Below are 14,677 nucleotides of genomic sequence, written 5' to 3' on the forward strand. Positions count from 1 at the left end.
AATGATTGAAGTGGAGATTAGGGTGGAGCGTCTTAGGAAAGGGAAAAGAGAGGATATTGTAGCATTATCTTCTCATATTGGCTGGGATTACAACAGAGAGGAAATTGAGATGATTTTGAATACGGGTATAGTATATGGTGTAGTAAATGAGAGAGAAGAGCTTATTGCTAGCGCAGCAATTATACTATACGGGGAGACATTAGCCTCAATTGGAATGGTAATTGTACATCCAGATTATAAAGGAAGAGGGATTGGAAAGATAATAACGGATTTATGTGTTAAAAGCGTATTAACTCAAACCCCCATTATGCTTATTGCCACGGATGAGGGGAAAATTTTATATGAAAAACTAGGATTCAGGGCTGTTAGTTATGTTTCTAAATACATATGTAACTCGTACAATGCGAATTACCATTGTGTAGGAAATGAAGAGTATATTGTGAATTATGAAGAACGTGATTTAGAAGAAATAATACAAATAGATAAAGATGCATTTGGAACAAATAGAGAAGAGTTTTTAAAGTATCGAATTATTCAAAGTGAACAATGTATTGTTACAAAGGATGCACAACAAAATGTATTAGGTTACGGTTTAAGTATACAAACGCCAGAAAATAAAATAATAGGGCCGGTCGTTGCTAAAAATGATGCGATGGCAATGAGAATGGTACATTATTTAGCAAGAGAGCATCATGGTAAATTAAGAATTGATGTACCAGAAGGAAAGAAAGGTTTCATGAAAGAATTAGAGATTACTGGTTTTCAAAAGGTTAATACCCCACCAATTATGATAAAAAATAGTGATCAAATTTTGAAAAGAAATGGAGAACTATACAGTATTGCAGCGCAAATTTTTGGATAAAAAAGAATCCTTTTGTGAAAAGGATTCTTTTTTATAGCCATATTAATCGCGATATTGATCATGAATAGGTTGAAAAAGGTCTTCCTCGACATCTCTAACCATTGAAAAATGATCAACGTTATAATGTCCATGTAGAGTTTTATTATGATGACCAATAATTTGCTCTGCAGATAACACGTTAGAATCAGTTGTGGAATGACCATTTTTAATTAATGTAACGTCAAATCCTTGTACAGTTGCTGTTCTAACGGCGGTATCGATGCAATGTTCTGTTTTACATCCACCGATAACGATATGGCTAATCTTCTCTTCTTTTAAAAGTTCAAGTAAAGAAGTGCCATAGAAAGCGTTTGTTGCTGCTTTATTAATAAGGATTGCAGACTGAGGTACTTTAATTTGATTATGTACTTCAAATCCTTCTCCGCTACCAGAAGCAACATCGATATCTCTTACGAAAACAATAAGGGCATTTGAATCTATTGCTTTCTGTACGGCTGTATTTAGTGTAGATAATAGCTCGGTTTTACGAAAAACTTCATTTTCTTGTTCATTTCCATCCATTAATTCTTGCTGAGCATCGATAATTAATAGTGCTTGTTTCATTCGATATCCCCTTTAATATAAAATAAATTCCACTTTACATATTCTTTTATATTGTAAGGAACTCCTCTTTTTTCTAAGAAGTAGACGATAGATTTACAAAGTTGTCAAATAAATTTCATTCTCATAGAGTGTAAAAACATGTATGATAGGAAGTGGAGAATTTTTGAGTAGGTGGGAATATCATGCAAACAGTAGAAGATTATCTTTCATTCTTACATACGAAAGGATTTAAATTATCAGAGGAAGCACAAGGATTTATTATGTTCGGACAAGGATATACTGGTGCATCTGATGGGATTGTGAACGTAGCAATAGAAGCGACGATTAAACATCAATTACAGTTTGATGGCAGTTATTTTGTTGCGTTATTAGAACGATTGAAAGAGGAAGAAATTACAGATAAAAAAAGCGCTAAGGCTTTTATGCGGAAGTTACAAGCATAACTTCACGCAGCCTGCGCTTCTTTTTTTGTTTTGGAAGGTAGCTCAACAAAAACCATGCCTAGGAAAATACATAAACAACCGATAATGGCAGAAATAGAAAGTTGTTCGTTTGCAACTAGAACGCCTGTTAATGCTGCAAAAACAGGCTCCATTGCGAAGATTATTGCTACTCTCGTTGGAGAAGTGTGTTTTTGTGCCGATGTTTGAATGAAAAAAGCAATGGATGTCGCAAATAGGGAAGTTAGAAATAGAGCGAATAAAAAGGATTGATTCGTCCATAGTGAAACTGAAAATAATTTTTCCCAATCTTCAAACAAAAAAGCGCAAATAGAAGAAAATATACCGACAGCTAATACTTGAGAGGTGCTTAGTAATAAAGGTGATATTTTCTTAGAAAAGAAACCGTTAACAAGAATATGGGCAGCAAAAGCAACTGCACAACCGAGAACGAGTATATCTCCAATGTTTAATTGAAAAGAATCACCAGCCGTTAATAAGTATAAACCTGCTGTTGCTACAGCAATGCCCATTACGATAAAAATGGTAGCTTTTTGTTTTAAAAAGATAAAAGACAAAATTGGTACCATAACGATACTAAGCCCTGTTAAGAAACCAGCTTTTGAAGAAGTTGTATAAAGTAAGCCGAATGTTTGTAATACATAGCCAATACATAAAAAGAATCCAACAATTAATCCAGCGAAGCTACTCTGTTTTATATCTTGTTTTGAAGCTCTTTTTGAGAAAATCATTTGAACGAATAATAAAATAATTCCAGCGAATAAAAAGCGAATACCATTAAAAGTAAATGGACCAACGAAAGACATAGCATTTTGAACGACAACAAACGTAGCTCCCCAAATAAAAGAGACGAATAATAAAGCAAGAGGAGCAACCCAATCTTTTTTCACACTCATACCCCCGTTAATTTTGTAAGATAGCTTTTCTAGCTAATTCATCAGCAACTTTATTTTGACTACTTGGAATCCACTTAATAAAAAAGAGATCGAAACTTTTTATGTACTGCAGTGCTTCCTCTAATAGTGGTGCAAATATTTTATTTTTTGCGTATTCTTTTTCGACAGCTCGCTCGACAAGCTGCGAATCGGTACGAAAAGAGACAATGTTATAATTATGCTCCGTGCAATATTTTAATGCCGCAAGTAAAGCGTGGTATTCTGCTTCATGATTGGACATTGTCCCAAGGGGCAATGATAACTGTACAGCTGGTTGCACCCCTTTAATAAACACTCCTGCACCAGAAGGACCAGGATTTCCTTTTGATGCACCATCAATATATACTTCAATCAAAATGAGAAACCTCCAAATTATAAGATGATCCCCTACTTATATGTTTCTTTGAAGTAGGGGATAGAGTGACTTAGCCGATTGTAATACTATAACGACATGTAAATGTTTCATTCGTTTGTAAAGATTGAATTCCTTTTTTTTCCTTGAAATCTTTTGCCGGATTTACTTCATCAGCAATCCCGTACCAAGGTTCAATACATAAGAAAGGTGCGTTCTCGCCTGGTGTCCATACACCCACAAATGGGAATCCGTCAAATTCTACTTTTACAAATTTATTATGTTTATGAGAACGAATAGAGATTTCATCCGTATTCATATTTTCAAAAATAAGTGCATCATTTTTGAATAAATCGTATGTAAGTGGTAATTCATTCGCATTTTCAGCGATTAATTGCTTTTTACTTGAAAGATAAGGTCCTTCTAATACGCTTGTTTTTAAGCGTTCAGAACCATTAAATGATAAATGATAATCTGTAAATGATTCGCCCTCTAATAAGGGGAAGTTGAAACCAGGATGTGCTCCGATTGAGAAAAACATCTCTTTTGAAGTAGGGTTATTTACTTTATATGTTACATGAACGATTTGTCCATCTAGCTCATAAGAAACGAGTAATTCGAATTCGTATGGGTATTTTTTTAATGTTTCTTCATTACTAGTAACAATATAAGTAATATTCGTTTCACTTTGTTCTTTTACAGAGAATGTAAGATCACGAGCAAAGCCGTGTTGTGTTAAAGAATATGGTTTACCATCTACGTAGTATGTATTATCTACTAATCGGCCGACAATTGGGAATAAAATTGGTGCGCGGCGCCCCCAATAAGTAGAATCGCCTTGCCATAAGTATTCAGTGTTATCTTCTTTTAAGCGAACGCTTTGTAATTCTGCACCTTTGTCAGAAATGGAAACGATCACTTTTTCATTTTGAATTGTTGCTGTCATGAAGTGAAACCTCCTAAATCTTTCATATGTTTTATTATACGTTGTCCAAAAGAAAAAAGGTAGTAAATGATAGGAATCTATTGACGAAAGAGTGCCTATTGCGTAAAATATAATCTTGTTGCTTAAAAACGAATAACGTGGTTCGAAACCATCCCACGTAAAAAAACTAAGGAGATTTTGTCATGAATATAAGGACATTAGTCGGTAATGGTATTTTAGCGGCATTATATATTGCTGTTTCTATGCTTATTCAGCCATTTGGCTTTACCAGTGTACAGTTTCGTATTTCAGAGATGTTTAATCATCTCGTTGTATTCAATAAGAAAGCAATTTACGGGATTGTATTAGGGGTATTTTTAACGAATCTCTTTTTCTCACCTATGATCGCTTATGATTTAGTATTTGGAGTAGGGCAATCCATTCTTGCATTACTTGCAACTATTATTTCTATGCGCTTCATTAAAGGTGTTTGGGCTCGTATGATTTTTAATACAGTTATTTTTACAGTCACAATGTTTATGATTGCAATTGAACTTCATCTTGCGTTTGATCTGCCATTTTTATTGACATGGCTAACTTGTGCAGTTGGTGAATTTGTTGTAATGGCAATTGGTATGCCTGTAATGTACTGGATTAATAAGCGAGTGCAATTTGAAAGATTTATGCAATAGATGAAAGAGCTATTCCTATAGGGATAGCTCTTTTTGTATGTAATCACATTGAATATAATGCTGTGACTCTTGATACAATATAATAAAATAAAGTGAGGCTTTCATTAGCTGGCTACATATAAGAAGTCTTATAAAAGGGGAATCTAGTATGAAATATAAAATTCATTGGTTGTATAAAACGAAGCGCGGTTTGCAGACGGAATTAACGACAGATTATATGAACATAGAAGATGTACTGCAATTTGCAGAGGATTTTGAGAAAACAGGTAGGGTGAAAGAACTTTTATTTTTCGATGAAATGGACGCGGAATGGTCATTAAAAGAAATGAAAAAACTGAGTAAGCAAGTGGAGGAAGATCCGCAAGAAATTCAAGTTTATTTTGATGGTGGTTATGATGTGCAGACGAAAGAAGCTGGGGTTGGTATATGTGTATACTATAAAAAAGGAAATACAAATTACCGAATTCGTCGCAATGCATACATAGAAGGCATATATGATAATAATGAAGCGGAGTATGCAGCATTATTATACGGGATGAATACACTCGAGGAATTAGGAATTAAATATGAAGCAGTTACACTTCGTGGAGATTCTCAAGTTGTACTGCAGCAATTAGCTGGTGAATGGCCTTGCTATGATGAACATTTAAATCATTACTTAGACCAAATTGAACAAAAAGCGAAGCAACTGAAATTAAAGCTTATTTGTGAACCGATATCTAGAAAACAAAATAAAGAGGCACATCAATTAGCAGCGCAAGCATTAGAAGGGACGACAATTGATAGTCATAAAGAAATAACCGAATAGAGAGGTGCACACGTGAAGAAGAAGCAACTCATTACAGAGGTAAATGACTTATTAGAAACGTATTGCGGAGGATGTTTCCTGCAGGAACATAATCGGAAAAATCATAGTAAATACTATGCCCATTCTTTTTGTATACGGCAATGTACGGTTGGAGAGAAGTTGAAAAAGTATGGGGAGCAATTGTCATAAAAAAACATCCAGAGAATTTTCTCTGGATGTTTTTTAGTGCTTTGCTTCGTGTAATTGATGCTCGCATTTACTTAATTTTTTTTCTTCATTCATTAGAAATGGCTCATCTAAATCCGTTGCAACGGATTTCATGATTTCAAGCTGAGAACGAGCCGATTCTACTGCAGTAGTGGCATGCTCTAATGTGTCTGGATCCATTGAAATTGTTGCAGAACCTACCATTTTTTGTGCAGTTTCTACACGGAATTTTACTTCTTCAAAATCATTTACATGTGACCCCATTGTTATTGCCTCCTTTGTATTTTGCGCATTTCACATAGTTTTTGCTCTGGAAAACGGAAATATACAAAGGAATAACAAAGGAGGTTACCAAGTAAGGTAACCTCCTGTCATATGTGGGATTAAAGTTTTGCTACGTTAGCAGCTTGAGGTCCACGGTTTCCTTCAGTAATGTCGAAAGATACCTCTTGACCTTCCTCTAAAGCTTTGTAGCCGTCGCTTTGAATAGCAGAGAAATGTACGAATACATCTTCAGAGCCTTCCATTTCGATAAATCCAAAACCTTTTTCATTGTTAAACCATTTTACTTTTCCTTGCATGTCACAATTCCTCCTAAAAACGATTCCTTTTTTCATTTAGTGAAATTCATTAAAAAATAATATAAATAAAAAATGCTATATTCTCGAATATTCTGCCAAATGATTAATTTAAATATACATGAATTGGTAGAATTTAGTCAAGTAAGCGTTTTAAAAATTTTGTATTTTGAATTAATTTTTTCTCGAATTTTTAAAAAGGTATAGGACAAGCCGAGTATGTAATATTCTTAAGTGAATGCTGTACATAATGAGGTGAAAGAATGGATGAGTCTTATTTATTAGATAATGAAGGGATGAAAAATAGAGCCGACATACCGAATTGGGTTGCAAAAGAATTTCATGATTTTTCGAATGTCGTGCTAGAACCAACTTTTCCGTGTTATTTCGGTTTAACAGCTTTGAAAAAGAATGAACTTCGTTATTCATTTCTCTCTCATAATGATTGGGGGCATTTACCCAATACAATGTTATCTTTTTTGGAGTTAATGAAAGAACGGCCAATTGTAAGAAGAGGCTTTTTTCTTTTTGTAGAGCCGGAATGTGAAGAGAAATCAATCGAATATTATCGAGATTATTTTTGGAAAGTACTACAATATTTACATGAAAACGATGATCAAACATGGCCGAAGCAAATTCCTGAAGATCCAGATCATTATTTATGGGAATTTTCATTTGGTGGTGAACCGATATTTGCGTTTGGAAATGCGCCGGCTTATAAACAGCGAAAGACTAGGCATTTAGGAAATTCTCTCGTTATTGGATTCCAGCCACGAACTATTTTCGAGGGATTAGAAGGAGATCGTCCTAAAGGGTCGTATTCAAGACAAATGGTCCGTGAACGAGTTGAAAAGTGGGATCAGTTGCCGAAGCACCCTAACATTAGTCACTACGGCGATCCTAATCATCGTGAATGGAAACAATATTTCATAGGGGATGATATTGAGCCGGTTAAAGGTAAATGTCCTTTTCATCATAGAGTAGAGAAATAAGAGCCATCAACTGATGGCTCTTTTGTATATTTTGGATAAAAAAGGGTATTGTATTAGTGAATAATTTTTATGAAAGCTAGTCTATTTTCTATATTTGCATCATTACTTAATAGTAAAAGAAGTAGAAAGGATAGAGCGATGTTTGGAGCAATTATACAACAAATAGTATTGGGTATTTCATTAGCTGCGCCGGTAGGTCCAATTAATATTGAAATGTTAAAACGTGGAATTGAACGTGGATTTTGGCATGCGTGGATTGTTGGAATCGGAGGAATGACTGCTGATATTTTGTTTATGCTTCTTATTTATTTTGGTTTATCTTCTGTGTTTATGTATACATATGTACAAGCTTTTATGTACTGCACTGGGTTTTTTCTGTTATTTTATTTAGGATTTCAAAGTGTAAAACAAGGAATCTCCCACTCGAATATGGAATATAACAAAGAAGAGGTAGGTGGACTTAAACAATCTTTTATGGCGGGATTTTTAATTGCGATATCCAACCCATTAAATCTCGTTTTTTGGTTTGGTATATACGGAAGTACACTTAGCTCATTGCTTACAAAGGTAACGAAACAAGAAGCTTTTTTGTACAGTCTTTGCATTATTGTTGGTATTATTTTGTGGAACTTAAATATTGCTTTTTCTGTACATTTTGGAAGAACTTTATTAAAACCAAAAGCACTTGGCTATATTACAGCCGGAGCAGGTATTATTTTAGTAGGATATTCCATCCATTTTGCATACAAAGCTTTACAGTTGTTCACATAAGATTGAAGGGGAGATTTTTATGTATCGAACCACTATTGACGGAAAAGAAATTATCATCACGTTAGCACCAAAAATCCGAAAAGAAATTACTGACAGGAACCCATTATATGAAGCGGTATTTAAAAATGCAGCAAGGTTACTGCAAACGAAACAACCAACGTTTGCGGTAAATCATGAAGTATTTGGTCTCATTATTGGAGAAGTACAAAGAGGAGAAGTAACAGTGTTTGCAGTAGAACACATTATTCCGAAGCAAAATATATTTGGTCCGAACACTTTTTTCTCGGCAATAGAACAGCAGGCAAATTTGTAAAGTGAATAGAATAAAATAGAAAAAAATAGTCGTAACGATATGTTACGGCTGTTTTTTTGGAAAAGGGGGAAGAACGATGAAGAGAGTGGTAAAAGAGTTCTTTTTGCAACATGATATTGTTATTATGTATAGTATTTTATTAATTTTTATCATTATTTTAAAAATGCAATTTTTCACATGGATTGGTATGTTAGCGTGTATGTTTGGGATTGTTTTTTATACGTTTAACGAATATATGACACACCGTTTTTTATTCCATCTAAAGCCGCCTAAAAACGCATTTTTATTAAAAATGTTAAGAAGATTACATTATGATCATCACGTATATCCAGATGATTTAAAGCTTTTATTTTTGCCTGTATGGTTTAGTATACCTAGCTTTACTATATATTTACTTATAACGTATGGTATTACAAAAAGTGTTACTGTTACACTTTCATTCGGAATCGGAATGATTATCATGCTCCTCGTTTATGAATGGAAACATTATATTGCACATAAACCGATTCGTCCCTTCACTAAGTTTGGAAGATGGCTAAAAAAACAGCATATATTACACCATTATAAAAATGAAAAGTTTTGGTTTGGTGTTTCAAATCCAGTATTCGATTTTATATTTGGAACGCTTAAAGATGGAAAAGAAGTTGAATTAAGCGAAACAGCCCGTAATTTAGAAAAAGAGAAAAAGACAGAAGTGGTGCGATAAGCACTACTTTTTTTATCCCGATTGGTGTGGATTGAAGTACTCGAATTTTATGGTGAAAAAGTATATTAAAAACTTAGGGGAAAATGCCGGAAAATGTCTATCGAAAAATCTTTGCAGGAATGTACGGATTGTCTAAAATGAAAATAAGTTTCTGAATATTTATAAAATTTAGTTTTTAGGTATACAAGGGGGAAGTGCATTTCAAGTAAGAGAGGGGACCAGAGAATGAAACGAGATGATACGTCAGCACGTAAGTTAAAAAATGAGGTGAATTATACAGAAGTTGTTCAGTCTGAAGAGTTTCAATTGTTATTAAATACGAAAAAGAAGTTTATCATTCCGATGAGTATTTTCTTTTTAAGTTTTTTTATAGCACTACCTATTTTAACATCCTATTCAAAGGTGCTTAATACACCGGCGTTTGGTGATGTGACATGGGCATGGGTATTTGCTTTTGCGCAATTTATTATGACATGGTCATTATGTATGATTTACAGCAAGAAAGCCGAATCCTTTGATCAAATTTCGCAAAAAATTCTGCAAGATATGCAAAAAGGGAGGGGCTGAATTTGAATACTACTGCGTTTGCACTATTTTTAATTATTGTCCTTGGTACGCTCGTTATCACGTATTTCGCATCGAAAAAAACGAAAAATGCGAGTGAATTTTATACGGCTGGAGGGGGATTAACTGGCTGGCAAAATGGTCTGGCTATTGCTGGGGATTACATGTCTGCTGCGTCATTTCTTGGTATAGCCGGAGCGATAGCGTTAACTGGGTTTGATGGGTTCTTTTATAGTATCGGCTTTTTAGTTGCTTATTTAGTTGTTCTATATCTTGTCGCAGAACCGCTTAGAAATTTAGGGAAGTACACGTTAGCGGATATGATTGCGGCACGTTTTGATGCGAAAAAAGTTCGTGGTATAGCAGCGCTTAATACGATGACGATTTCAATTTTTTATATGATTGCACAATTAGTTGGTGCGGGTGCACTTATTAAACTATTATTAGGTATTGAATATACAACATCTGTATTAATCGTAGGTACACTTATGACTGTGTATGTTATTTTTGGAGGAATGACAGCTACGAGCTGGGTTCAAATTGTAAAGGCTGTACTACTTATGGCAGGGACATTTATTATTTCTGTTATCGTTTTCTCCAAATTTAATTTCAGTGTGACTGAAATGTTCGCTCACATGAAAACAGCTACTCCATTAAAAGATTCGTTTTTAAATCCAGGAGTAAAGTATAAGGATGGTCTTGATACACTTTCTTTAAATTTAGGACTAGTCCTTGGTACAGCGGGATTACCACATATTCTTGTCCGCTTTTTTACAGTACGTGATGCAAAAACTGCACGTCAATCTGTTGTATATGCGACGTGGTTAATTGGCGCGTTTTATATTATGACAATTTTCTTAGGGTTTGGAGCAGCAGCGTTTGTAGGAAATGAGGCGATTATTAAAGCAAACCCTGCTGGTAATATGGCAGCACCTTTATTAGCAAAAGCATTAGGCGGAGATTTCTTATTTGCTTTCGTATCAGCAATTGCTTTTGCAACTATTTTAGCTGTAGTAGCAGGGCTTGTGTTAACAGCAGCATCAGCATTCGCGCATGATTTTTATAATGAGATTATTCGTAAAGGAAAATCAACGGAAAAAGAGCAAGTGTCAATGGCGCGTTATGCGTCTATTGGGGTGGCGATAGTATCTATTATACTTGCTTTATTTGCTCAAACATTAAACGTAGCATTTTTAGTATCACTAGCATTTGCAGTTGCAGCGAGTGCAAACTTACCGGTTATATTATTTACAATCTATTGGAAGCGTTTTAATACAACAGGAGCAATTTCTGGTATGATTGTTGGTCTTGTATCAGCGATTGTTCTCGTAGCGTTAAGTCCAAACGTTTGGAACCCAGTAGCTGGAAAAGCTATATTTGTTGGGGAAGCGATTTTCCCATATACGACACCTGGAATTATTTCAATTCCGCTTGGATTCCTTGCAGCATATTTAGGGACAGTTTTATCTAGTAAGAAAGAAGATGCAGCGAAATTTGATGAAATTCTTGTGAAATCTAATACTGGTCATGGTATTAGCGATGCGTCTTCACATTAAAAAAGAGGGGCTTTTCGATATATAAGAAAAGCTCCTTTTTCTTTTGTCATTTTATTGTAAATAATACTGCTTTGTAAGTAGGATTTGTCTTAATTTTGTGGAATGAAAATAGGCAGGGAGAAATTTAACTCATCATGGTACCAGCGCAGCTTTGTGAAAAATAAGTTGTTATGGAAGGTGGAAGAAATGATGAAGACAAAACAAACCGATGAATTATTAGCAAAAGATGAGCAATATGTGTGGCACGGAATGCGTCCCTTTAGCCCGAGTAGTACAATGGTAGGGGCGAAAGCAGAAGGGTGCTGGGTTGAAGATATACAGGGGAAAAGATACTTAGACGGTATGAGTGGCCTTTGGTGTGTAAATAGTGGGTATGGAAGAAAAGAGCTCGCAGAGGCAGCTTATAAGCAATTGCAAACATTATCGTACTTTCCGATGTCACAATCACATGAACCAGCAATTAAGCTCGCTGAAAAGTTAAACGAGTGGCTTGGAGGAGAGTATGTTATATTCTTCTCTAATAGTGGTTCGGAAGCGAACGAAACAGCTTTTAAAATAGCAAGGCAATACTATGCTCAAAAAGGTGAACCGCATCGTTATAAATTTATGTCACGTTATCGTGGTTATCACGGAAACACAATGGCAACGATGGCGGCAACTGGCCAAGCACAGCGTAGATACCAATATGAGCCATTTGCTTCAGGTTTTTTACACGTAACGCCTCCAGATTGTTACCGCATGCCAGAAATGGAATCGCAAAATATTTATGATGTAGAATGTGTAAAAGAAGTAGATCGCGTTATGACATGGGAATTAAGTGAAACGATTGCAGCTTTTATTATGGAACCAATTATTACGGGCGGAGGCATTTTAATGCCGCCAAAAGACTATATGAAAGCTGTTCATGAAACGTGTCAAAAACACGGTGCACTACTCATTAGCGATGAAGTGATTTGCGGTTTCGGACGTACAGGAAAAGCATTTGGATTTATGAATTATGAAGTTAAGCCTGATATTATCACGATGGCAAAAGGGATTACGAGTGCTTATTTACCGTTATCAGCGACAGCTGTGAAAAAAGAAATATATGAAGCGTTTAAAGGGAAGGGAGAATATGAATTCTTCCGTCATATTAATACATTTGGTGGAAATCCAGCGGCTTGTGCATTAGCACTTAAAAACTTAGAGATTATGGAAAATGAAAATTTAATTGAGCGCTCTGCACAAATGGGTTCACTTTTATTAAATCAATTAAAAGAAGAAATTGGGGCACATCCGCTTGTTGGAAATATTAGAGGGAAAGGGTTATTAGTTGGAATCGAACTAGTAAATGATAAAGCGACGAAAGAACCAATTGATAATGACAAAATTGCAAGTGTTGTAAATGCTTGTAAAGAAAAAGGGCTCATTATCGGACGCAACGGTATGACAACAGCAGGGTATAATAACGTATTAACATTAGCACCGCCGCTCGTTATTTCAGGTGAAGAAATTGCTTTTATTGTCGGAACGTTGAAGACAGCGATGGAACGTATTTAATAAATAGAACGAGAGGAGCGAGCTGTAATATAAGGCTCGCTTTTGTTTATTAGGAGGAGCTTTTAATGGAGAAATATGATTCTAACAAACATTATCACATCGGATATTATGAAGATGGTTATGATTTAGAAGTGACAGCGTACAAAAGAATAAATGAGGCAGTTTGGGATGCATATATTCCAGAATATGAAGCAGGGAGTCTTTATGAGAAAGTAAGTGAAATGAAGCTAGGTGAATATATAGATGATTACGGCATTAAAGTCTATTCATTTCGTGATGATATCGATGATGAAGAAGCACGCTCCATTTTTGAAAAATGGTTAAAAATGAATGGAATTGTTTAAAGAGAAAATGAAAAAGGAGATTGCTATCTTTTAAGATAGCAATCTCCTTTTATTATAGTAAACTTATTTACTTGCTTTCATTGCTTTATCTTTTGCACCAAAAGTGTATTTTAACATTGGTGGTGTAATCATCGTTGTTAAAATAACTACGATAACGATTGCTGTAAAGTAATCTTGTGCTAATAGGCCAGAAGAAAGTCCTGTTCCTGCGATGATAAGTGCAACTTCACCACGAGAAACCATACCAGCACCGATAATTGCAGAAGACTTTGCATCAAATCCAGTGATTCGTGCACCGAATCCACAACCGATTAGTTTTGTGAATACAGCGATAACTGTTAATGCTAAGATGAACCAAATTTGATCGCCAATACCGTCAAATGTAATATTCATACCGATACTAACAAAGAATACTGGAACGAACATAGCGTAAGCAATTGGTTCTACTTTCTTTTCTACTTCATGTTTGTAGTTCGTTTGAGAAATAGCGATACCAGCTGCGAAAGCACCGATAATACCAGCAATTCCTAATAGTTCGCCGAAGTATGCGAATGAGAAACAGATGATAAGCGCAGCACTAACGATAGACTCAGATACGCGAAGTGGTGATAACCAACGCATGATTGCTGGAACACCTTTCCAGCCAATTAAAATGATAGAAGCAAAGAATACTACTTTCTTCAAGATAATCATTGTTAAGTTAACGTCATCTGTGCCTAAGAAGCTCATTGCAAATGCTAATAAAATAACAACAAGAATGTCATCAAATACAGCGGCTCCAAGCATCGTCGTACTTTCACGTGTTTTCATTTTACCTAAATCACGAAGTGTTTGAACGGAAATACTAACACTTGTTGCACATAGAAGTAATCCTAAAAAGACAGCATTCCCTTGTTCCATACCGACAACAAGGCCGGCAACGTAACCACCTACGAATGGAAGAACGATACCTCCAAGTGCAACAGCTAAAGAAGAATTACGATTTGCGTTTAATTCTTCTAAGTCTGTTTCAAGTCCTGCCATAAACATTAAAAGAATAACTCCGACATTACTTAATTGTGTTAGAAGATCTGAATTTTCAATCCATCCGAATATAGCTGGACCGATAACGATACCAACAATTAATTTACCGAGTACAGAAGGTTGACCTAATCTAACACTAAGGTCACCAGCAAGCTTTGTACTTAATAAGATAAGTGCAATTTGAAAGAAAAATTCGAATTCCATTTGATCCTCTCCTCATCATTTTTTATTTTTATCATACGATTTCTCGGAATTTGCCTAATGATAATATGTAAAGATCCATTAAACAAAGGGTCTATTTACGAGTTCTTTTGAACTTGTAATTTGAACCTGTAATTAATATATAATAAAATTTATTAAAAATCAATGAAAAAATAGCAGATTTTCATGAGAGGATTCGTTTTAGAAACGGGGGATATAGATATATAATAGGAAGTAATAAAGTT

General features: G+C 35.1%; 20 protein-coding genes and 1 riboswitch. Of the genes, 13 read left to right on the forward strand and 7 right to left on the reverse strand.

The window, feature by feature from the left end; all coding sequences use genetic code 11:
• Nucleotide 1 precedes the first annotated feature (1 nt).
• A complete protein-coding gene (locus tag ABH957_RS06965; protein ID WP_404510833.1) occupies nucleotides 2-862 on the forward strand; it encodes a GNAT family N-acetyltransferase in 861 nt (286 codons plus the stop codon).
• 42 nt (nucleotides 863-904) lie between these two features.
• Here ABH957_RS06965 and ABH957_RS06970 read toward each other — a convergent pair whose 3' ends face one another.
• Nucleotides 905-1,465: a cysteine hydrolase family protein gene (locus ABH957_RS06970; RefSeq protein WP_002186259.1), complete on the reverse strand. Its 561-nt coding sequence runs from the start codon at nucleotides 1,463-1,465 to the stop codon at nucleotides 905-907.
• Nucleotides 1,466-1,647: 182 nt separating this feature from the next.
• Between ABH957_RS06970 and ABH957_RS06975 the strand changes: the two genes are divergently transcribed.
• A complete protein-coding gene (locus ABH957_RS06975; protein ID WP_001195213.1) occupies nucleotides 1,648-1,908 on the forward strand; it encodes a DUF6123 family protein in 261 nt (86 codons plus the stop codon).
• A 2-nt stretch (nucleotides 1,909-1,910) separates the two neighbouring features.
• On the opposite strand, the gene ABH957_RS06980 is transcribed toward ABH957_RS06975, so the two are convergent.
• The 3 genes from ABH957_RS06980 to ABH957_RS06990 all read right to left on the reverse strand — a co-directional run bounded on the left by ABH957_RS06980 (nucleotide 1,911) and on the right by ABH957_RS06990 (nucleotide 4,159).
• Nucleotides 1,911-2,816: a DMT family transporter gene (locus ABH957_RS06980; protein WP_158664725.1), complete on the reverse strand. Its 906-nt coding sequence runs from the start codon at nucleotides 2,814-2,816 to the stop codon at nucleotides 1,911-1,913.
• A 13-nt stretch (nucleotides 2,817-2,829) separates the two neighbouring features.
• Nucleotides 2,830-3,216 (reverse strand): reverse transcriptase-like protein, encoded by a 387-nt coding sequence (locus ABH957_RS06985; RefSeq protein ID WP_002011911.1) that lies wholly within the window; start codon nucleotides 3,214-3,216, stop codon nucleotides 2,830-2,832.
• Between the two features lie 70 nt (nucleotides 3,217-3,286).
• Complete coding sequence (locus ABH957_RS06990; protein WP_404444742.1) at nucleotides 3,287-4,159, reverse strand: aldose 1-epimerase family protein; 873 nt, start codon at nucleotides 4,157-4,159, stop codon at nucleotides 3,287-3,289.
• Between the two features lie 131 nt (nucleotides 4,160-4,290).
• A riboswitch (PreQ1 riboswitch) is annotated at nucleotides 4,291-4,335 on the forward strand.
• A 6-nt stretch (nucleotides 4,336-4,341) separates the two neighbouring features.
• Between ABH957_RS06990 and ABH957_RS06995 the strand changes: the two genes are divergently transcribed.
• The 3 genes from ABH957_RS06995 (at nucleotide 4,342) to ABH957_RS07005 (ending at nucleotide 5,827) form a co-directional block, all read left to right on the forward strand.
• A complete protein-coding gene (locus ABH957_RS06995; protein ID WP_002011909.1) occupies nucleotides 4,342-4,830 on the forward strand; it encodes a QueT transporter family protein in 489 nt (162 codons plus the stop codon).
• Between the two features lie 148 nt (nucleotides 4,831-4,978).
• The gene (locus tag ABH957_RS07000) at nucleotides 4,979-5,638 is read left to right on the forward strand and encodes a ribonuclease H family protein (RefSeq protein ID WP_404444739.1); all 660 of its coding nucleotides are present in this window, start codon (nucleotides 4,979-4,981) and stop codon (nucleotides 5,636-5,638) included.
• A 12-nt stretch (nucleotides 5,639-5,650) separates the two neighbouring features.
• Nucleotides 5,651-5,827: a zinc-finger domain-containing protein gene (locus tag ABH957_RS07005; protein WP_002011906.1), complete on the forward strand. Its 177-nt coding sequence runs from the start codon at nucleotides 5,651-5,653 to the stop codon at nucleotides 5,825-5,827.
• A 33-nt stretch (nucleotides 5,828-5,860) separates the two neighbouring features.
• On the opposite strand, the gene ABH957_RS07010 is transcribed toward ABH957_RS07005, so the two are convergent.
• Nucleotides 5,861-6,109, reverse strand: a complete 249-nt coding sequence (locus ABH957_RS07010; protein WP_002011905.1) for a DUF2564 family protein — start codon at nucleotides 6,107-6,109, stop codon at nucleotides 5,861-5,863.
• 119 nt (nucleotides 6,110-6,228) lie between these two features.
• Nucleotides 6,229-6,426: a cold shock-like protein CspB gene (gene cspB, locus ABH957_RS07015; RefSeq protein WP_002011904.1), complete on the reverse strand. Its 198-nt coding sequence runs from the start codon at nucleotides 6,424-6,426 to the stop codon at nucleotides 6,229-6,231.
• A 260-nt stretch (nucleotides 6,427-6,686) separates the two neighbouring features.
• On the opposite strand from cspB, the gene ABH957_RS07020 reads away from it, so the two are divergent.
• The 8 genes from ABH957_RS07020 (at nucleotide 6,687) to ABH957_RS07055 (ending at nucleotide 13,208) form a co-directional block, all read left to right on the forward strand.
• Nucleotides 6,687-7,415 carry a YqcI/YcgG family protein gene (locus tag ABH957_RS07020; RefSeq protein WP_404444734.1) on the forward strand — a complete coding sequence of 243 codons (729 nt, stop codon included), beginning with the start codon at nucleotides 6,687-6,689 and terminating at the stop codon, nucleotides 7,413-7,415.
• Nucleotides 7,416-7,553: 138 nt separating this feature from the next.
• Entirely contained in the window at nucleotides 7,554-8,186 is a 633-nt protein-coding gene (locus ABH957_RS07025; protein ID WP_002086541.1) for a LysE family transporter, read from the forward strand.
• 19 nt (nucleotides 8,187-8,205) lie between these two features.
• On the forward strand, nucleotides 8,206-8,499 hold the full coding sequence (locus tag ABH957_RS07030; protein WP_002086539.1) for a hypothetical protein: 294 nt from the start codon (nucleotides 8,206-8,208) through the stop codon (nucleotides 8,497-8,499).
• A gap of 76 nt (nucleotides 8,500-8,575) precedes the next feature.
• Nucleotides 8,576-9,205, forward strand: a complete 630-nt coding sequence (locus ABH957_RS07035; protein WP_219301847.1) for a sterol desaturase family protein — start codon at nucleotides 8,576-8,578, stop codon at nucleotides 9,203-9,205.
• Between the two features lie 225 nt (nucleotides 9,206-9,430).
• Entirely contained in the window at nucleotides 9,431-9,772 is a 342-nt protein-coding gene (locus ABH957_RS07040) for a DUF485 domain-containing protein (protein ID WP_404444730.1), read from the forward strand.
• Nucleotides 9,773-9,774: 2 nt separating this feature from the next.
• Nucleotides 9,775-11,325: a solute symporter family protein gene (locus tag ABH957_RS07045; RefSeq protein ID WP_113937089.1), complete on the forward strand. Its 1,551-nt coding sequence runs from the start codon at nucleotides 9,775-9,777 to the stop codon at nucleotides 11,323-11,325.
• A gap of 189 nt (nucleotides 11,326-11,514) precedes the next feature.
• Complete coding sequence (locus tag ABH957_RS07050) at nucleotides 11,515-12,864, forward strand: aspartate aminotransferase family protein (protein ID WP_404510835.1); 1,350 nt, start codon at nucleotides 11,515-11,517, stop codon at nucleotides 12,862-12,864.
• Nucleotides 12,865-12,929: 65 nt separating this feature from the next.
• Complete coding sequence (locus tag ABH957_RS07055) at nucleotides 12,930-13,208, forward strand: DUF3986 family protein (RefSeq protein ID WP_404510837.1); 279 nt, start codon at nucleotides 12,930-12,932, stop codon at nucleotides 13,206-13,208.
• A gap of 63 nt (nucleotides 13,209-13,271) precedes the next feature.
• Here the strand turns inward: ABH957_RS07055 and ABH957_RS07060 are convergent, their stop codons facing one another.
• The gene (locus ABH957_RS07060) at nucleotides 13,272-14,435 is read right to left on the reverse strand and encodes a cation:proton antiporter (RefSeq protein WP_404491297.1); all 1,164 of its coding nucleotides are present in this window, start codon (nucleotides 14,433-14,435) and stop codon (nucleotides 13,272-13,274) included.
• Nucleotides 14,436-14,677 lie beyond the last annotated feature (242 nt).

It is taken from the genome of Bacillus sp. RC242, assembly GCF_044908245.1.
GTDB lineage: Bacteria > Bacillota > Bacilli > Bacillales > Bacillaceae_G > Bacillus_A > Bacillus_A mycoides.